The 18,872-nt window shown below is 68.2% G+C and carries 17 protein-coding genes; 9 read left to right on the forward strand and 8 right to left on the reverse strand.

The window, feature by feature from the left end; genetic code table 11:
* Positions 1–681: 681 nt before the first annotated feature.
* On the reverse strand, positions 682–1,803 hold the full coding sequence (locus G6N61_RS10645) for an LmeA family phospholipid-binding protein (RefSeq protein WP_163918493.1): 1,122 nt from the start codon (positions 1,801–1,803) through the stop codon (positions 682–684).
* Between the two features lie 38 nt (positions 1,804–1,841).
* Positions 1,842–3,806: a gamma-glutamyltransferase family protein gene (locus G6N61_RS10650; RefSeq protein ID WP_235887482.1), complete on the reverse strand. Its 1,965-nt coding sequence runs from the start codon at positions 3,804–3,806 to the stop codon at positions 1,842–1,844.
* Positions 3,807–3,939: 133 nt separating this feature from the next.
* Here G6N61_RS10650 and G6N61_RS10655 point away from each other — a divergent pair, with 133 nt between their 5' ends.
* A complete protein-coding gene (locus tag G6N61_RS10655; protein WP_407666482.1) occupies positions 3,940–4,584 on the forward strand; it encodes a cutinase family protein in 645 nt (214 codons plus the stop codon).
* 10 nt (positions 4,585–4,594) lie between these two features.
* On the opposite strand, the gene G6N61_RS10660 is transcribed toward G6N61_RS10655, so the two are convergent.
* Together G6N61_RS10660 and G6N61_RS10665 are read right to left on the reverse strand one after the other, a co-directional pair.
* Positions 4,595–5,290 carry an Ntn hydrolase family protein gene (locus G6N61_RS10660; RefSeq protein WP_163918496.1) on the reverse strand — a complete coding sequence of 232 codons (696 nt, stop codon included), beginning with the start codon at positions 5,288–5,290 and terminating at the stop codon, positions 4,595–4,597.
* 57 nt (positions 5,291–5,347) lie between these two features.
* Complete coding sequence (locus G6N61_RS10665) at positions 5,348–7,108, reverse strand: N-acyl-D-amino-acid deacylase family protein (protein ID WP_163918497.1); 1,761 nt, start codon at positions 7,106–7,108, stop codon at positions 5,348–5,350.
* Positions 7,109–7,206: 98 nt separating this feature from the next.
* Here G6N61_RS10665 and G6N61_RS10670 point away from each other — a divergent pair, with 98 nt between their 5' ends.
* Positions 7,207–7,839, forward strand: a complete 633-nt coding sequence (locus tag G6N61_RS10670; RefSeq protein ID WP_163918498.1) for a TetR/AcrR family transcriptional regulator — start codon at positions 7,207–7,209, stop codon at positions 7,837–7,839.
* Here the strand turns inward: G6N61_RS10670 and G6N61_RS10675 are convergent.
* Positions 7,812–8,486: a TetR family transcriptional regulator gene (locus G6N61_RS10675; RefSeq protein WP_163924742.1), complete on the reverse strand. Its 675-nt coding sequence runs from the start codon at positions 8,484–8,486 to the stop codon at positions 7,812–7,814. The genes G6N61_RS10670 and G6N61_RS10675 overlap by 28 nt on opposite strands.
* A gap of 2 nt (positions 8,487–8,488) precedes the next feature.
* The gene (locus G6N61_RS10680) at positions 8,489–10,735 is read right to left on the reverse strand and encodes a molybdopterin-dependent oxidoreductase (RefSeq protein ID WP_163918499.1); all 2,247 of its coding nucleotides are present in this window, start codon (positions 10,733–10,735) and stop codon (positions 8,489–8,491) included.
* Between the two features lie 295 nt (positions 10,736–11,030).
* On the opposite strand from G6N61_RS10680, the gene G6N61_RS31110 reads away from it, so the two are divergent.
* From G6N61_RS31110 to G6N61_RS10700, 4 genes are all read left to right on the forward strand, one after another.
* On the forward strand, positions 11,031–11,156 hold the full coding sequence (locus tag G6N61_RS31110) for a hypothetical protein (protein ID WP_268968363.1): 126 nt from the start codon (positions 11,031–11,033) through the stop codon (positions 11,154–11,156).
* A gap of 88 nt (positions 11,157–11,244) precedes the next feature.
* Complete coding sequence (locus G6N61_RS10690) at positions 11,245–11,676, forward strand: VOC family protein (protein WP_163918501.1); 432 nt, start codon at positions 11,245–11,247, stop codon at positions 11,674–11,676.
* A gap of 7 nt (positions 11,677–11,683) precedes the next feature.
* A complete protein-coding gene (locus G6N61_RS10695; protein ID WP_235887483.1) occupies positions 11,684–13,405 on the forward strand; it encodes a hypothetical protein in 1,722 nt (573 codons plus the stop codon).
* Complete coding sequence (locus tag G6N61_RS10700; RefSeq protein ID WP_163918502.1) at positions 13,398–13,886, forward strand: ATP-binding protein; 489 nt, start codon at positions 13,398–13,400, stop codon at positions 13,884–13,886. The genes G6N61_RS10695 and G6N61_RS10700 overlap by 8 nt, the downstream gene beginning before the upstream one ends.
* 7 nt (positions 13,887–13,893) lie before the next feature.
* Here G6N61_RS10700 and G6N61_RS10705 read toward each other — a convergent pair whose 3' ends face one another.
* Positions 13,894–15,312, reverse strand: coding sequence for an SDR family NAD(P)-dependent oxidoreductase (locus G6N61_RS10705; RefSeq protein WP_163918503.1), 1,419 nt, complete (start codon positions 15,310–15,312; stop codon positions 13,894–13,896).
* A gap of 261 nt (positions 15,313–15,573) precedes the next feature.
* Between G6N61_RS10705 and G6N61_RS10710 the strand changes: the two genes are divergently transcribed.
* Positions 15,574–16,725 carry an LLM class flavin-dependent oxidoreductase gene (locus G6N61_RS10710; RefSeq protein WP_163918504.1) on the forward strand — a complete coding sequence of 384 codons (1,152 nt, stop codon included), beginning with the start codon at positions 15,574–15,576 and terminating at the stop codon, positions 16,723–16,725.
* 158 nt (positions 16,726–16,883) lie between these two features.
* Here G6N61_RS10710 and G6N61_RS10715 read toward each other — a convergent pair whose 3' ends face one another.
* Positions 16,884–17,567 (reverse strand): sensor domain-containing protein, encoded by a 684-nt coding sequence (locus G6N61_RS10715; RefSeq protein WP_163918505.1) that lies wholly within the window; start codon positions 17,565–17,567, stop codon positions 16,884–16,886.
* 179 nt (positions 17,568–17,746) lie between these two features.
* Here G6N61_RS10715 and G6N61_RS10720 point away from each other — a divergent pair, with 179 nt between their 5' ends.
* Both G6N61_RS10720 and G6N61_RS10725 read left to right on the forward strand, forming a co-directional pair.
* Positions 17,747–18,292, forward strand: coding sequence for a hypothetical protein (locus G6N61_RS10720; protein ID WP_163918506.1), 546 nt, complete (start codon positions 17,747–17,749; stop codon positions 18,290–18,292).
* Complete coding sequence (locus G6N61_RS10725) at positions 18,292–18,822, forward strand: hypothetical protein (RefSeq protein WP_163918507.1); 531 nt, start codon at positions 18,292–18,294, stop codon at positions 18,820–18,822. Before G6N61_RS10720 ends, G6N61_RS10725 begins: the two co-directional genes overlap by 1 nt.
* The last annotated feature ends 50 nt before the right edge of the window (positions 18,823–18,872 follow it).

Consider the following 18,872-nt stretch of genomic DNA (forward strand, 5'->3'; position numbering starts at 1 on the left):
GCGTCCGCGCTCGGATGTTTCACTCGCGCAACGACGTGGGTAGACACCTGTCATGTTGCTGAACACTGACTTCACGAAACGGATCGTCATCGCAGGTGCGGCCGCTGCCGCGCTCGCCATCACCCCGCTCGGTGTTCCGACCGCGCTCGCCGAGCCCGCACCGCCTCCGCCGCCGTGCTCCGACGTCAACGCGCCGGGTTGCGCCACGGCAGGCCCGGGTGGCGCCCAGGCAACGGTTCCGGGTGCGGGTGCCGTGGCAGGCCCCGATGGTGCGCAGGCCGTAGTGCCCGGCGCAGGCGCCGAAGCCGGACCGGGTGGTGCGGGTGCCACTGTCCCCGGCGCGGGTGCGACCGCAGGTCCTGAAGGCGCTCAAGCCGTCGTGCCCGGCGCAGGCGCCACCGCAGGTCCGGACGGCGCACAGGCCGTCGTCCCAGGCGCCAACGCCGAGGCCGACCGTGGCGGTGCGGCCGTCGGGGTCCCCGGCGCTGGAGCAGTGGCCGGCCCGGACGGAGCGCAGGCGAATGTCCCAGGAGCGAACGCCGAGGCGGGACCCGGCGGAGCGGAGTTCTGCATCGCGAACGTGGGATGCGTCGGCGGTAGTAGGTAACCGAAGCTCATCGAAGGCGAAGGCGGGCCAGGACGAAAGTCCTGGCCCGCCTTCGTGCTACGAGGATGTCGCGCCTAGAGGCGCGCGAAGCAGGGGTCGGCGTCCTCCTTGGGGATCGTCGCGTCCTGGCTGGAGAACTTTCCGACCACGCCTGCGTCGGTGACCTCGACACTGTCGGCGTGGATGCCCAGCGGATAGTTGTCGTTGAGCTTCGTGGTCAGGTCGTCGAGCGCCTTCTGGATGGTGTCCTTCGGGATCGGACCCGTGACCTCGAGTACCTGGAGGTCCAGATCACCGTCTACGACAACGGGTTTGGCGACGACGCTGTTCTCCCCGGCTTCGAGGACGATGGTGCCCTGCCCGGTGTTCGTACCCACCCCGGTGATCAGGTTGCCGACCCCGGGAAGCTCGGCGGCCACGGTGTCCTTGATGCCTGCCGACTTCCAGGTCAGAGTCGCCTGCAGCGAGCCGATGGTTCCCTTGGAGTCGTCGGTCTCCTGCAACCGCACGTCCTCCAGCGTCACGTCGGCCGTCATGCCATCGGCGGACTGCACGCGATCTCCCGCAGTGACCACCGAGATGTTCGTGTAGTGCCCGGTGATGTGCTGCCACAGGAACGGCGGGTTCACGCCGAAGGAGATCGTGGCTCCGTCCTGCACGACGCATTCGGCGACGTCGACCAGGATGCCGTCGGCCCGGTTGCGGGCATATAGTTCGCCACCCGCAAGGCCGCCGGCGAGTACCGCGACGACGATGAGGGCCAGCAGTGCGACGGTCTGCCGGTTGAGGACGAGCCCGCGGCGTGCACGCGGAGCGGGTTGATCGGGTTCGGCGGCGACCGCCGGTTCCGACGGCGGAAGTGGCGGCGGCGGAGGCGGCTGGCGCGGTGGTGCCTGCGGCGGGGGCAGCGGGCGCTCGACCGTGCGCGGCGGAGTTGGCGGCGCAGCGCGCGGCGGAGGTGGCATCCGCGGTGGCGGCGGCTGGCGGGGCGGGGGTGGCACCCGCGGCGGCGGTGGCGGTGCTCCCCGGCCGGGCGGACCGGGTCGGCGGGGTGAACGGAACTGCTCGGTGGGCGGTTCGGGCGCGTGCGGGATGCGCCGCGTGGCCGGGTCAGACGGCGGCGGCGGTGGAGGCCGCCGGCCGCGCCAACCTGGCTCTCCCGGACGTTGCGGTGGCGGCGTCGTCACCTGCGCCATGATGCCTCATCGCAACGGTTGCCCGACGGATACCGACGTCAGGTGGCATCACCCATCACCAAACCCTCGCGGCGGGGATCCGCACCGCCGGTCCAGCCGGGGTCGCTGCGCACGATGGCGGACAAGCCGCTGGACTGGTCGGCCAGGTCGACCTGGTGGCCCAACGCCCGTAGGCCTCGTACCAGGGCGTCGTGGTCGCCATTGTCGGTGACGTCGACGTTGGGGTGTTCTCCGCCGACGTTGGTCTTCGGCGAGTTGGCGGCCCCGAAGTCCACCATCGACACGGCCTGCTGCGGGTCCATGCCCCAATCCAGCATTCCGACCAGGGTCTTGACCACGAACTGGATGATCACCGACCCGCCCGGTGAGCCGAGCGCGGCGTACAGCGGCCCGCGGCCCTGCTCCGTTCGGTCGAACACCAGGGTGGGGGCCATCGTGCTGCGCGGCCGCTTGCCGGGCTCGATGCGATTGGCCACCGGCGCCCCGTCTGGGCCCACGGGCTCGGCGGAGAAGTCGGTCAGCTGGTTGTTGAGGATGAAGCCGTCGACCATGTGGAACGACCCGAACGCCGATTCCACCGTGGTGGTGAACGATGCGGCATTGCCCTGCCCGTCGACGATGCTGATGTGGCTGGTGCCATGTTCCGGAACCGCCGGGGTGGGGGCCTTCGGTGGGCCGAACTCGCCGGGCTTGGCGGTGCCCATGCTCCGCCGTTCGTCGATCCCGGCGGACCGCTGAGCGAGGTATGCCGGGTTGAGCAAGGTGTCGGGCGTGCCGCCGGGAAGCGGCACGAACTCGGTGTCGGCGACGTACCGGTCTCGATCGGCGTAGGCCAGTCGCTCGGCTTCGGAGATGAGGTGGACGCCCATCACGGTGGGCTTGCCGCCGTTGAGGTCCATGTCGGTGGGCCGGTGCTCGCTCATGTCGAAGCGCTCGATCATGCCGAGTACCGCGGCCACCGCGATGCCGCCCGACGACGGTGGCGGCATGCCGCACACCTCGTGGTTGCGGTACGGAACGCACAGCGGCTCACGCTTCTTCGCGGTGTAGCGCTCGAGATCGGCCACTGTCATGAGACTCGGGGTACGGCCCCCCGAGGTGTCCGCGGCTTCCGCCACCACCGCCTCGGCGACCGCCCCGGTGTAGAAGCCCTGCGGACCCTCGGATGCGATGGCGCCCAACGTCTTCGAGTACGCCGGGTTGGTCAGACGCGTGCCTGCCACCTTCGGGCTGCCGTCGGGCCCGAGGAAGTACGCGGCGGCCTCGGGGTCGATCTTCAGCTTCGCCGCGGAATCGGCGATGGCGCTGGCCAATCGCGGGCTGACGTCGAAACCACCGTCGGCGAGGTCGACCGCCGGAGCGAACAGGTCGCGCCACGGCGTCTTGCCGTGCTCGGCATGGACGTCCCCGAGCATGCGCACCGCGCCCGGTACTCCGATCGACCGGCCCGACGCGCGGGCGTCCGGCTTGGGCGCGGTGCGGTCGACGTCGTCGATCCAGCGCAGGTAGTTCTCGGTGGCCGCGGCGGGAGCCACTTCGCGGCCGTCGTAGGCCTGCACCGACTTCGACGCGGCGTCGTAGTACACCAGAAACCCGCCGCCACCGATCCCGGACGACTGCGGCTCGACGAGCCCGAGCACCGTCTGCGCGACCACGAGGGCGTCGGCGGCGGTTCCGCCTTCGCCGAGCACCTCGCATGCGGCCTGCGTGGCGAGCGGGTTGGCCGTCACGACGCCGTAGGTCGAGGTCCGAACCGGGGTCATGTCGGTCCGGTAACCGGTCGCCACCTCTGGGTTCGTCGACAGGTTCTGCGTGGTCGTCGGCGACGCGGCGGGCGACGGCTTCGCCGACGTCTTGGGCGCGGGCGTGCCGTTCGAGACGATCTCGCATGGCGTGGGGGCCACGGCGGTCGGTGCAGAGTCGTCACCGCAGCCGGCGAGCACGAGCACCAGGATTGCGAGGTGGACCGTCACCATGCGGGGAGTGAGCTGGATCCGCAGCATCTTTGGACGGTAGTTCATCGGTAGCCAATTCGTGACCCTGTTACTAGAGTGATCCCTGTGGCGCATGGGTATATGCCCAGCACGCCCATGTCGAGGAGATCCCGTGTCCGTCGGTAGCACGCAACGCGCACGCATGACCGCGATGGTCGCGGCGGCCCTTGGCGTGCTCACGATGTCGACCGGCATCGGGATGCCGGCGGCTGCCGCCGCCTCGAAGTGCCCCGACGTCGAAGTGATCTTCGCCCGCGGCACCGACGAACCCCCTGGCATCGGAAAGGTCGGCAAGGCGCTGGTCGACGCCCTGCGACCGATGGTCAAGGGCCAGAAGGTCGAGTCGTACGCGGTCAAGTACCCCGCGTCGTACGACTTCCTTCAGGTGGCCGCCGGTGCCAACGACGCCAGCAAGCGGCTGCAGGCGACCGCCGCGAAGTGCCCCGACACCAAGATCGTGCTCGGCGGGTACTCCCAGGGCGCGGCCGTCATCGACGTCGTCACGACCTCGCCGATCGCCGGGCTCGGGTACACCGCGCCACTGCCGGCCGCGGTCGTGCCACACGTCGCGGCCGTCACCGTCTTCGGCAACCCGGCAGCGCGCCTCGGCCGCCCACTTACCCTCATGAGTCCCGACTTCGGCGCCCGCACGGCGGACCTGTGCAACACCAACGACCCGATCTGCTCACCGGGCAGGGACTTCGACGCCCACGTCCGGTATCAGCAGTCCGGCCTCGTGAAGCTCGCCGCCGAGTGGGTGACCAAGCACGTCAAGCCGCGGGACTGAGCGTCCGACGTCAGTCGAAGAGCCGGTCGAGCGCATCGTGTTCGAGTGCAATCCACCGATCCCGTTGTCCCCGAACCTCCTTCACCTCGTCATCGGTGAGATGCTCGGCCCCGTCCGGCGTGATGCGGCACAAGTCCATCGGGCCACCGACGCTCGGCGACGACGCATCCAGTGCGTCGAGCACCCGGATCGCCGCCACCATGCCGTATTCGACGTCGCGTTCGGTCATCTGGAAGTGGGCGAGCAGAGCATGGGCCTGCTGAGCCATCGGGGCGCCGCTGCCGATCGACTGGAAGCCGGTCTCCTCGTGATGCCCGATGAGCCCGTTCGGGTCGAGGTCGACGATGAAGGGTTTGCCGTCGGCGTATCCGGCAGTCAGGACGTACGTGGCGGGCGTACCCGCCTCCCCCTGTCCCGGTACGTGTTCGATGAAGTTCGCGTAGTGATGCTTGAGCACCGGGACCACCCGGGCCTGCAGTGAGTGGCCGACGTCGTTCGACTCCACGACGGCCTCACCCTCGGCATCGAAGATCTGCTCGAGGTCGTAGAGCACCGCGCGGGATCCGCTGCCGCCCCATGCCGCGTGCTTGCCCATCGCGTGCAACTTCTGCGCCGGATAGGTGAGCCCGCGGCCCGGATCGGTGATCTGCGAATCCGACGCCATGGCGATTCCGTTGGCGCACTTGATGGCAAGGACGACGGTCATGTGCCTACTCTCGTCAGCCGCGCGGGTGCCCGGTGACTCGACCCTACGGGAGGGTCATCAGCGCGCGCCGCGAACCAATCGGCCCGGCCGCGCGCCCGTGTCGACACCGTGGCGCCGCGTGACGACTCCGCTCACGATCGTCGCGTCGTACCCCGAGGCGCCCTGCACCAGACGGTGACCGCCTGCGGGCAGGTCGTACGCCATCCGCGGCGCGTGCAACGTCAGGGCTTCCATGTCGATCACGTTGACGTCGGCCTTCTTCCCCACGGCGATGACGCCCCGGTCCGAGAGACCGAACAGCTGCGCGGTGTCGTGAGACTGCTTGCGCACCACGTACTCCAGCGGGAGCTTGTCGCCGCGGTGCCGGTCGCGCGCCCAATGGGTCAGCAGGAAGGTCGGATACGACGCATCGCAGATCATGCTGCAGTGCGCGCCGCCGTCGGAGAGACCCAGGACGCCGGCGGGGTGGGTCATCATCTCGCGGATCGCGTCGTGGTTGCCGTCGGAGTAGTTGAACATCGGCAGCATCAGCATTGCGGCGGCGTTCGCCTCGAGCATCAGGTCGTACATCGTCGGCAGCAGTTCCTCGCCGCGGTCGCGGGCGATCGACGCGACGGTGCGGTCCGCGGTCGGCTCGTAGTCCGGCGGCTCGCCGAGGTGGTAGAGCCGGTCACCCGAATACTGTGCCAGCGCGAACATTCCGTCGAAGAGGACGTTCGGGTCGATCGGCAGGTCCTCCTCGGCGAGGATCGCGGCGCGCACCGCGGGCTCCGCCAGGCGGGCCGCGAGTTCCTCACGGCTGCACTGCGCCTTCAGCCTTCGGTACGTCGGGCGGTGCGTGAAGGCATGGTGGCCCGGGAAGCCGAGCAGCATCCCGAAGGGGCGCGCGGCGACCTGCGGGTGCAGGCGGCTACCCGCTTCGTGTGCCGCGGCGGAGATGTCGAGTTGCTCCCGCCACAGGTTGGGGTCGGCGTCGACCTGGATCAGCGCGAAGCTCAGCGCACAGTCGATCTCGGAGCCCAGGCGCTGCATCCACTCGAGTTCCTTCTTCGGGGCGATGATGTCCTCACCGGCGGCGCCTTGGGGCGCGAGTTCGAAGACGCCTGCACCCCCGGCCGCCATCGCTCGTCCGAGCGCGAACAACTCCTCCTCGGCGGCGAACGTGCCGGGCACGGGTTCGCCGTCCATGGCGCGGTGCGCAAGCGTCCGCGACGACGAGAATCCCAGCGCGCCGGCTTCGGCCGCCTCGCGCACCAGTCGGCTCATCGCCGCGATGTCGTCGTCGGTCGCGGGTTCGTTGCGGGCGCCGCGCTCCCCCATCGCGTAGGCGCGCACCGTGCCGTGCGCGACTTGGCTCCCGACGTCGACGGCCAGCTCCCGGCGTTCGATGACGTCGAGGTACTCGGCATAGGTCTCCCAGCCCCAGGTGATGCCCTCGGTGAGCGCGGTGCCCGGGATGTCCTCGACGCCTTCCATCAGCTCGATCAGCCACTGCTCCTGACCGGGGCGTACCGGCGCGAACCCGACGCCGCAGTTGCCTGCGACGACCGTGGTCACGCCGTGGTTGCTGGACGGTTCGAGCAGACTGTCCCAGCTGACCTGCCCGTCGTAGTGGGTGTGGATGTCGACGAAGCCAGGGGCGACGATCCGTCCCGTCGCGTCGATCGTCTCGGCCGCCTCGCCACCGAGCGGCTCGTCGCCGGGCCCCCGGCGACGGACTTCGACGATCTTGCCGTCCTTGATCGCGACGTCGGCGGCGAACCGTGCCGCGCCCGTTCCGTCGACGACGGTTCCGCCCGTGATCTTGACGTCGAACACGAATACTCCCTCGCAGGCCGCTTGTGGTTGTAACGTCGTTACACGGCGGAATGTAACACCGCTACAGAGACCGTGGCGCCGAAATGAGGAGGTAAGTCATGACTTCCACGAGCGCCGAATCCATCATGGACGCCGCCGCCCACCTGATCGAGCGCGACGGCGTCGAAGCGTTCACCATGCGCGGCCTCGCCGACCGCCTCGGCGTCGCCGTGACGTCCATCTACTGGCACGTCGGCGGCAAGGACGCCCTCTTCGACCGGCTGGTCGAACGATTGCTCGGCGAGCTGGCGAACCTGCCTGCCGACGGCAGCTCCCCGGTCGAGCGCATCGCATCGCTGGCCCGCAACCAGCGCCGCGTACTCATCGATCGCCAACACCTCCTGGCGATCGCCCACGAGCGGGATAGGACGCCGATGCTGTTCCTGCCCATTCAGCAGACGCTGGCCGCGCAGCTCGCCGAACTGGGCGTCACTGGAACCGATGCCGCGCTCGTGCTGCGCGCGATCCAGGTGCACGTCATCTCCTCGGCGGTGATGCAGTTCTCGGCGGTCCGCGGCGCCAAGCACGACGAGGAGGACCCGTCGCTGTGGACTGACGACTGGCCCGACCGCGAACTCGTCAGGGCCCTGCAGTCGCCCACCGACTACGACGCGGTCTTCGACTACGGGCTCGACGCGTTGGTTGCCCCGCTGCGAGATCGTCGTCAGCCGTCGGGGTCGAGCGAGTACTGAGCCGCTATCCCGTTCAGCAACAACGTGATACGGCGGTCGAACGCCTCGTCGCCGAACGGGTCGTGCCCCGAGGCCGCGACTGCCCTCAGCGTCGGATGGGCACCCGGCCCGCTGCGTGCCGTGAGCGCGAAGATGCGCGACGTCCACGGTCGACCGGTGTCGGCGAGGATCCGCTCCCTGTGCGCCTCGGTGACGCTGCCCATCGCCAGGGCGGTGACGGCGGCCCACGCTTCGATGGCCTGATCGGGCTCGAGCCCTTGCGCGCCAAGTGCATCGAGGGCGTGCGCGACGTACTCCATCTGCCCGTCGTCGGCGACCTGGCCGCCGACGAACTTCTCCACCAGTGCGGGCTCCGACGACAGTGCGCCACGTACGTAGTTGGCGTAGGTCCGCAGGAAGGCCGCCCAGTGTTCGCCCGCGTAACGCGGCGGCGGCGCGTCCCCCAGTGCCCGTCGTGCCGCCAGCCGGAGTAGCTCGTCCTTGTTCTTCACGTGGTGGTAGAGACCCGGCACGCTGACGCCCAGCCGCTCGGCCACCCGCCGCATGGTCGCGCGTTCGGCGCCCACGTCGAGCACGGCCTGCGCGATGGCCTCCGAGCTGATGCGCCGCGGTCGGCCGCGTCGCGGCGTCGGATCCTCGGGCGGCATCGTCACACCCGACCGACCTGACACGGCACGCCGTTGAGTGCGTGGGTGTTGCTGGGGACGTCGATGACGTCGGTGGGGTTGAGTAGATTATTGTTCACCCCGGGATGCGCGTTGGCCGTTGCCATCTGGGTGCCAGGGACACCGTGCCCCCAGCCGTGCGGTAGCGACACCACACCCGGCATCACCTCGTCACTGACCTCGGCGACGACGGTGACCGCACCCTCGGTCGTACGGACGCACACGTCGTGGTCGTGCAGCACACCTGTGCGGGCGGCATCGAGGGGGTTGATCAACAGCGTGCACCGCTCCCTGCCACGCATCAGGGCGGGCACGTTGTGCAGCCAAGAGTTGTTCGACCGCAGGTGCCGTCGACTGATCAGCACCAGCTCGGGGGTGTCCCGTTCCATCCGTCGCACGAGGCGCGGTATGTCGCCGACGATATGGGAATGGATCAGCTCGACCCGTCCCGACGGCGTGGTCACGGCGTCGTCGAGCCGGCCGCCCTCGAGTTCGGCCAGGCGCAGGCCGTCGGGGTGACGCCGGACCTCCGCGAGCGTCAATCCATCCGGCCGTTCGCCGAAGCGATCGCCCCACGGCCCGACCCGAATGCCGAGATCTGCCAGGCGCTCTGGTCCAGAGCCAGCGAGCCGAGCCATGACCGTCGGCGCATCCAGGCCACTGAGCGGGTTGTCGGGCAGCGCCGACATCGTGGCGATCATGCCGCCGACGTACAGATCGTCGAGCCCGGCGACGTCGACGTCGGGCACCGGTGTGCCGAACATGGCGCCGCCGAGGCGCAGCAGCAGTTCCCACTCCAGAGGGCGTCCGGGGTCGGGCTCGAACACGGCATCGGACCACTTCACGCATGACGCCGTCGAGTGCATCCAGTACAAGTCATCGACGTGGGGCCGTTCCAGCGGGGAGAGCCCCGGCAGGATCACATGGGCGTGTCGGGTCGTCTCGTTGAGCCAGTTGTCGACGGCGATCATGGCGTCCAGCCGGGGCAAGGCCTCCGCCAGCCGACCCGCTCCGGGCGCGGAGACCGCAGGGTTGCCCGCGACCGTGATCAACGCACGGAGGCGGCCGTCACCCGGGGTGTCGATCTCCTCGGCGAGACAGCCGACCGGGAACTGCCCCAACACTTCCGGAGCCCCGCGCACCCGGCTGTGGAACCGCCCGAACTGCCAGCCCACGCCCGTCTGATCGGGTGGCTTCGCGAACATCGGCGTCCACACCGGGGGCTTGGGGAACACCGCTCCGCCTGGTCTGTCGAGGGCGCCCAGAGCGGTGTTGACGACGAACACCAGCCAGGTGGCCAGGGTCCCGAATTCCTGTGTGGATGCGCCGATTCGGCTGTACAGCACCGGCTTCGAAGCGTGGGCGAGTTCGTGGGCGAGCCGCCGGATGGTCTCCGCCGGTATCCCGGTGACGGGTCCGATACGCTCCGGGGTGAACGGTTCGGCGAGCGCGATCGCCTCGTCCAGACCGTCGACGCGGCCCGCGAGATGCGCCGGCCGCCGAACCCATCCCTGCTCACCGAGCGTGCGCAGCAGGGCGAACAGAAGTAGGGCGTCGGTGCCGGGCTGAACCGGCACCCATTCGCTCGCCTGCCTGGCCGTGCCCGTGCGGCGCGGGTCGACCACCACCACCCGACCGCGATCGGCGATCGCCGAGAGCAGGCCCATGACGTCCGGCGCCGAGAGCATCGAACCCTGCGACGCAGACGGGTTGGCGCCCAACATCATCAGGTAGTCGGTACGCGACAGGTCCGGGATCGGGGCGTTCCACATCGCGCCGAAGAGCAGTGATCCGACGACGTTGAGCGGCCACTGGTCGACGGTCCCCGGTGAGTAGTACGCCTGCATGCCGACCGCCTGGGCGAAGCCGATCAGCGCTCCGATGTGTGTCGCCAGGGCGTGATTGTGCGCCACCGGGTTGCCGACGTAGACGGTCAGTGCCCTGGCACCGTCGGTGTCGAGGACGGGCCGCAGCACCCGCTCTGCTTCGGCGAACGCATCGTCCCAGGACACTTCCTCGTGCCCGCCGCCTTGGCGACGCACCATGGGACGGCGCAGTCGATCGGGATCGTCGTGTAGGTGCGCCAGGGACACGCCCTTGGGGCACAGATGTCCACGCGACCAGACGTCGTCGGCATTGCCACGAATGTCCGTGACGCGGCCCTGCTCGACATGGACGCGAAGCCCGCACATGGCCTCGCACAGCGGGCAGGTGATCTTGCGTTCGTCCACGTCGACCCCTCGCACCGCGCGCCACCGCCACAATGATTTTGATAATGCCTATCGAAAAGCCGCCCGTCGGTCAAGGGGGCTCGCGTCCGGACGCCGAACTATGCATCACTGTGAAGATTTGGCAAAGGTCTAACTCACGCCGTTCAACATTGCGAAAACCGGCTAAGTCGCCCTTTGAACTGCTATGACTTCTCGTACAGCGCAATTTTTGTGCATTGAACCTAGCTTTTAGCAATCTCAGACCCTATGGTGGGAGGTGTTCATCAGAGTGACGGATCAGGAACGGGGCGGGGAAATGAACGGCGAGCACGATGCGATCGACCGAGACCGCGCTCTACTCGCTGCCGTCCGGGTCGCGGTCGCGGCCTTCGGCCCGCGGCCGCACGAGTGGCTCGACGAATCGGCCGACGAGCGGGTCTGACGTCCTCCGATCTTTCGCGTCCGTGACGTGACGCTCGATCGTCCGCCCTGACTGCGTGAGCCCCTGTCTTGCGGGGTAATACCGCTGCATGGCATTGGTCAACAGCTCCGGGTACGCCCACGTCCGTCTCACGGTCACCGACATCGGCCGCTCTGCGAGCTTCTACGACCAGGTGTTCGGCTGGCCGAGGGCCATCGACGCATCGGAGTCGGCGAACGACCCCGGCGTCGAGGACTCACCGGAGAAGTTCTACGGCGGCGTCGTGTATCAGACGCCTCAAGGCACGTTGTTCGGTCTGCGACCCGTCGGCAGTGACCAGTTCGACTCCACTCGAACCGGTCTCGACCACATCAGTTTCGCCGTCTCCAGCCGTGACGACCTCGAGACGGCAGCGCGCTCGATGAGCGAGGCGGGCATCGAGCGCGGTGAGATCATCGACCTAACCGACGCCGGCATCGCCATCCTGTCGTTTCAAGATCCCGACGGCATCAACGTCGAACTGACCGCACCGTTGTCGTAGCCCGTACATGGATCGACCGAACGTGCTCGACGATGACTCGTACTTCGACCTCGGCAGCTACCACCGACCCGTCGACACCGACTCGCCTGCCGCCCAACGCTGGTTCGACCGCGGAATGGTGTGGGCATTCGGCTTCAACCACGACGAAGCGGTCTGGTGCTTCGAGCAGGCACTGGCGTTGGACCCGACGCTGTCACTGGCACGCTGCGCGATCGCGTACGCAGTCGGCCCGAACTACAACCGGGCCTGGGAATCGTTCGACACCGTGGGGCGCGCAGCAGCCCTCGAACGGGCACTGACCGAGCTGACCCTCGCCGCCGAACACGGCGGCGGACCCGTGGCGAAGGGCCTGATCGCGGCGCTCTCCGCCCGCTTCCCCACCGACGACGCGGAAGACATCGAGACACTCGAGACGGGGCACGCCGCTTACGCCGACGCGATGCTGGAACTGGCGCTCGAACACCCCGATGACGTCGACGTGCAGACGCTCGCCGCCGACGCGTTGATCAACCTGACGGTGTGGAAGCTGTGGGACGTCAAGACCGGCGAACCGGCGCCAGGGTCCCGGGTCGTCGAAGCCCGCCGGCTGATGGAATCCGCGCTCGGTACCCCCGCAGGCCGTCGACACCCGGGGCTGCTGCACTTCTACCTCCATGCCATGGAGATGTCGGGCACCCCCGAGGCGGCGTTGCCCGCGGCGGACTGGCTCCGTGGGCTCGTCCCCGGATGCGGTCACCTGCTGCACATGCCGTCGCACATCGACGTGCTGTGCGGCGACTACCGGAATGCCGTGGTCGCCAACCAGATCGCGGTGGACGCCGACCGAGCGTTCGTGCACCGGCGCGGCGCTGCAAACACCTACTCGCGCTACCGCGCGCACAACCTGCACTTCGTCGTGTACGCGGCGATGTTCCAGGGCTCGTACCAGACGGCCATCGACGCCGCCGACGAACTCTCCCGTCAGTTCACGCCCGAATTGCTGAGCGACTCGTCGTTGCCGATGGCCGATTGGCTGGAGGCGTTCACCCCGATCCGCGTACACGTGCTCATCCGATTCGGCAGATGGACGGAACTGATCGACGAGCCGCTGCCCGAGGACACCGACCTGTACTGCACGACCGCAGCGACCATCCTCTACGGCCGCGGCGTGGCGCTCGCCGCGACCGGTCGCGTGTCCGAGGCACGGGCCGTCCGCGAGGAATTCCAGGCTGCCCGCCGCCGCATACCGACGTCGCGGTCGTTGTTCAAGGTCCGAAGCGTCGACACCATGGCCATTGCCGCCGCCATGCTGGACGGCGAAATCGCCTACCGCGAACGCGAATACGACGTCGCCTTCCGCCACCTGCGCGTGGCGGTCGAGTTGGACGACACGCTGCCCTACGACGAGCCGTGGGGGTGGATGCAGCCGGCCCGACACGCCCTGGGTGCCCTGTTGCTCGAGCAGGACCGCGTCGAAGAGGCCGCCCGCGTGTATGCGGCAGACCTGGGGCTCGACGAAACACTGGGGAGGTCCTGCCAGCATCCGACGAACGTGTGGAGCCTGCACGGATATCACGAGTGCCTCTTGCGGCTGGGTCGCGACGACGAGGCCACCATCATCGGCAACCAGCTGGCACTGGCAGCGGCACGGGCGGACGTGAACGTCCGAGCCTCGTGCGCCTGCCGACTCGAGACTCCGGAATCATGTCGTAACGCAGAGGAGCGGGTAGCAATCGCCCGCAATGGGTAGCCGGACGTTCATGGTGACGACGCCGAGTGCCCACGTGAGCCGCGGCAAGCAACTCAAGGAGCGGGGGCGGGCGGACGGACGGACGGCGGCGGCGTTCCGCATGAAGGTCGACGAATGGATTCACGGCGCCGTGACCGTCTCCCCCGAACGGCGGGCCGACATCATTCTGGCGACGGACGAAGCGCTCTCCAATTGCGCCGAGCACGCCTACCGGGGTGCCGAAACGTGCGGTCCGATGTCACTCGGCGTGACGCTCGACCACGCCCAGAGCGTGGTGACGGTGTGCGTCCAAGACGAAGGTGCCTGGACCGAGCCCGCGGCGCACGAGACCCCGACGGCCCGTGGCCGGGGTCTGCTACTGATGAAGGCCCTTGCGGACGACATCACGATCGACGGTCGGGACGACGGCACCACGATCTGCATGCGGTTCGCGCAGTGCTACTCGAAGCCCACGTCGATCGCGGGCGGCCGACGGGTCTAACCCGTAGCTACCAGCTGCTCGGGGCGTAGTCCTTCAGGAAGCACCCGTACAGATCCTCCCCTGACTCGCCGCGCACGATCGGGTCGTAGACGCGAGCGGCACCGTCGACGAGGTCGAGCGGAGCGTGGAAACCCTCTTCGGCGAGCCGCAATTTCGTCGGATGCGGCCGCTCGTCGGTGATCCATCCCGTATCGACGGCGGTCATCAGGATGCCGTCTTGCTCCAGCATCTCGGCGGCGCTGGTACGCGTCAGCATGTTGAGCGCCGCCTTCGCCATGTTGGTGTGCGGGTGCCCAGGCCCCTTGTACGCCCGGCTGAACTGCCCCTCCATCGCCGACACGTTCACCACGTACGTCCGGCGGGATGACGACGCGGCCAGTGCCGGACGCAGTCGACTGATCAGGATGAACGGGGCGGTCTGGTTGCACAGCTGCACCTCGAGCAGCTCCAGGGCGTCGACCTCGTGCACGCGTTGAGTCCAACTGTTGACCGAGGCCGTGTCGGGCAGCAGACCGCCCGCGTCGATGGCCGTACCCGCCGCGATCCGATCGGGAGAGGCGCTACGCGCCGTCAGGGCCAACTCCGTGAGCGCATGCGGTGCTCGAGTCTGCGCCAGACTGCCGGCGAGTGCGGCGGGATGGGCCTCGCTGACGCGGTCGAACGTGACCACGTCGACGAGTTCCGGTGCCGGGATCCGCTCGGCCTCGACGAGTGCTGCATACGAACCCGGTGAGCGGCGCACGGTCTGGGCGGCGTTGTTGACCAGGATGTCGAGTGGACCCCGCGCGGCCACGGTGTCCGCAAGCGCGACCACCTGAGCGGGGTCGCGCAGGTCGATGCCCACGACGTGCAGCCGGTGCAGCCAGTCGGCGCTGTCGGGCATCGCAGCGAAGCGGCGCACGGCGTCGTTCGGAAAGCGGGTGGTGATCGTCGTGCGGGCCCCGTCGCGCAGCAGACGCAGCGCGATGTACATGCCGATCTTCGCGCGACCCCCGGTGAGCAGGGCGTTCTTGCCGGTCAAGTCGGTGCGGGCGTTGCGCTTCGCGTGGTTGATCGTCGCGCAATCCGGGCAGAGCTGGTGGTAGAAGGCGTCGACGATCGTGTAGCGGTCCTTGCACACGTAGCAGGCGCGTGACCGGAGCAACGTGCCCGCGCTGGCGCCGACAGCGGTGGAGATCAGGGGCAGGCCCCGTGTCTCGTCGTCGACGCGGCCGGGGGCGCCGGTGGCGGTGGCGGCTGTCACGGCGTGGTCGGCGACTGCCACGGCGTCGCGCTTGGCGTCGCGGCGGGCCTTCTTGACCGACTTGAAGATGCTTGCGGTGGCCCGACGAATCGTGACTGCATCGGGGTGCTCCGGTGGCAACGACTCGATGTCGGCCAGCACCTGCAGGCACGTGTTGAGTTTGTCGGGGTCGATCGCGTTCACGTGGGAAGAGTACGGCCCTGAAGCACGTTGCCCCGCCGCGAGAATGTGCACTCTGCTGAACACAAGACGGCGGGGCTTCGCTGGGCCGACCCCTCGGAGCCGTGCCCTACGGGGTGGATCGCCGTAAGTGCTTGTAGTCAAACGCAAATAACGCAGGCAACCGGCGCGCCGGGACATGTTGAACGAGTGGTTCAACAACGCATCACGTCCCATCGACCCGAAGTGCACCACCAGCGACCGACTCCAGACCACAATCGCGGCATGCGCTTCGGAAACTTCATGGCACCGTTTCACCCCGTCGGTCAGAACCCGACGCTTGCGATCGAACGTGACCTCGACCTGATCGTGGCCATGGATCGCCTCGGTTTCGACGAAGCGTGGGTGGGCGAGCACCATTCGGCGGGGTTCGAGATCATCGCGTCACCCGAGGTGTTCATCGGCGTCGCAGCGGAGCGGACCAAGCACATCAAACTCGGGACAGGCGTGAGTTCGCTGCCGTATCACCATCCGCTGATGCTGGCCGACCGCATGGTCCTGCTCGACCACCTCACCCGCGGCCGGGTGATGCTCGGGTGCGGCCCAGGGCAGCTCACGTCGGATGCGCACATGCTCGGCATCCCCGCCGACGAACAGCGTCCGCGCATGGAGCAGTGCCTCGACGCGATCATGCGACTGGTGCGCGGCGAGACCGTCACCATGCACACCGAGGGCTTCACGCTGCAGGACGCGCGACTGCAGCTGAAGCCGTACAGCGATCCGTGTTTCGACGTCGCCGTCGCGGCATCTTTCTCGCCGACGGGCCCGCGCGGTGCAGGCAAGCACGGCATCGGCATGTTGTCGATTGCGGCCACCGCGAAACAGGGCATGGATCTGCTGGCCCAGCACTGGACGACATGGGAGGAGGTCGCGCATGCCCACGGTCACGTCGCGGACCGATCGAAGTGGCGGCTCGTCGGACCGATGCATCTCGCGGAGACCAGGGAGCAGGCCGAGCGCGACGTCGAGTACGGCATAGCCGAGTTCTCGCAATACTTTTCGCACATCCTGCCCGCGGGACCGGTGCAGGGCGAGACGACCGCCGAGATCATCGCCAACAATCACGCATCGGGTTTCGCCGTGATCGGTACCCCTGCCGACGCGGTGGCGAAGATCGAGGAACTCGTCGAGGCGAGCAACGGCGGCTTCGGGGCGTTCCTCCTCTTCGACCACGACTGGGCCCCGCCCGCCGCCAAGCTACGGAGCTACGAGCTGTTCGCCCAGTACGTGATGCCGCACTTCACCGGTCACCTCACCGCACCGCAGGCGTCGCGCGACTGGGTCACCGCGAGCGGTACGGAGTTCGTGGACCGGGCGTCGCATGCCATCGGCAAGGCGATCGAGGACCACGCGGCCGAACAGGCGGCGACGAAGTAAGGGGCGGGCGTTCGAGGGCGATCGGTAGCTACCGAGGGATTACATCGGACCCGGCGAATGCCGTTGCGAGCTAGCGGCTTAGAGCGGCCGGCCACGCCTCCGACGGCGTTGGTGCGTCAACTCCTGCACGTTAACAGAGATCTGGGGATGGCTCTGACCTACCACCGAGAACTCACGTCGTCCGCGATCAGGCGCGCGATCCTCGGCGCCGAGTCGGCGGGATCGGCACTGCACGTGTTGACGTCGACGATGATGTTGTTGCGCAACGACAGACTGCGTCCGCATGCCCAGCCGGGAGCCGCGGCATCCTTCTGCGTCGCGATCACGCTGAGGGTCGCGTCGACGTTCGAGATCTCGCCCGGGTACCACATCGACCCACTCTGGGTGTGGGTGTACTCATGACAGGCCGGCCACTGCGCGACGGAGGCGTCGAAGAATGCGCCGGCCAGCTCCGGAGTCGGGAACAGCACCACTGCCTGCTTCAGATAGTGCGTGAAGCGGTCGCCGTTGTTGAGGCTCTCGTCGCGCTCTGCCCAGAAACCGCTGTTGGCGTAGACCGGCGCCTCCGCCGCGCCGTCGATGGCGAGGCATTCCATGGGCGCCATGGTGGCGCTGTTGTCACTCATCGCGGACTGGCTGCCTGTGAGCGCCATCCCCGTCGTCCCCATCGCCGCGTTGACCTCTTCAGGCGTGAGCAACAAGCTCGCCAGCTCCCGCTCGACGAGGGGTCGCGGAACCAGGCTCGGGGTCGGCGTGACCACCTCGGCGTGACCCGTCCGCGTGCAGCCGCTGACGAGAATGCAGATGGCAGCCGTTGCGATCGCTGCCGTTGATCGGCGCATGTAGCTCTCCCTTCGAGCCGGGACCGAACGTTTTCTAATGGCACCAATTCGCTCTAGCGCACACGGAGAATCGTCCAGCAAACCCACCCGAAGGCGCGAAATGTCGGCCGGTGATTCGTGATAACGATGTGCGGCGCTTCTTGATAACGAATCGTGCGGTCGTGGGCCATCATGAGTTCATGGGGAGGCGTCTCTTGGGGCTCGACGTCACGTGGTTGCTCGTCTTCAGCGCGGTGACCGTCGTGATCGTCGAGATCGTGGTCGGTTCGATGACACTCGCGTCATCCACGCCGAAGTCCCGCGCCGCCGTGTCGTTGCGGAGCGCCGTCCCTTTGGACCCGGAGTACGAGAACGTCAACCGCGTCTCCGGCTGGCCGCGACAGTGGCTGGAAGCAGTGTGTGCGCCACCGATCCATCAGCTTCGCGATTACCAACGGCTGCCCAACGCGACCAGCACCGCGTCGTGCCGGTCGCTGACGGAGTACGCGGGCGAGGGGTCCTACCTGGTGATCGCGCGGTTCCCGAGTGAACTGCCGATGCAGGTCGACCTGGGCAACGAGCGGTATCCGTTCTACGTCTTCGCGCGGGAGAGCGGAGCGCTCATCGCGATCGCCACCGTCTCCCGAACGTCGGTGATCAGCACCCGCGGCCTAGGCGTATCGCCCTATCTGCAACCACTCGAACGCTTCGGCTTCAACGTCTATAGCGGCCCCGGGCCGCCATGATGTCGACCGCAACACGACTGCTGGTCGCCGGCGCAGCAGCGGTGGCCGTCGTGATCCAGATGGCGATCGTGGTCGAGACGGCCGTGTCGGTCGCCCCCCGACCGCGCGCGGCCCTGTCGGTGCGCGACGCGATCCCGTTGCACCAGGTGATCAGGAATGCCGATCGGGAGTCGCCGTGGCCCGAGGTGTGGGTGGATGCGGTGTGCGACCGTCCGGTCTACCCGGTCAGAGGGTCCGAGGAGATGCCGCATGCGACGCGGATCGCAACGTGTACCTCCCGGGTCAAGCTGGGCGGAGACGTCGACTACTTGATGATCGCCTACTACCCCAGCGATCAACTGATGCAGGCCGACCTACGCGACCGCGGCTACACCTACTACTGGTCGGGCAGCCGGTGGGACAAGCCCTTCGTGATAGCGACGGTGTCGGAGACGACGGTCATCGGTGCGTCAGGCCTGCCGGTCGCGTCGTCGCTCGAGCCGCTGGAGCGGTTCGGACGGAACGTGGAGCGGGTTCCGCAGAATCCGTGAGGAGGGTCTCGTATCCATCGTGTGCCCCTGGGCTATGGTCGCGACGGTAA

Source organism: Mycolicibacterium arabiense (genome assembly GCF_010731815.2).
GTDB lineage: Bacteria > Actinomycetota > Actinomycetes > Mycobacteriales > Mycobacteriaceae > Mycobacterium > Mycobacterium arabiense.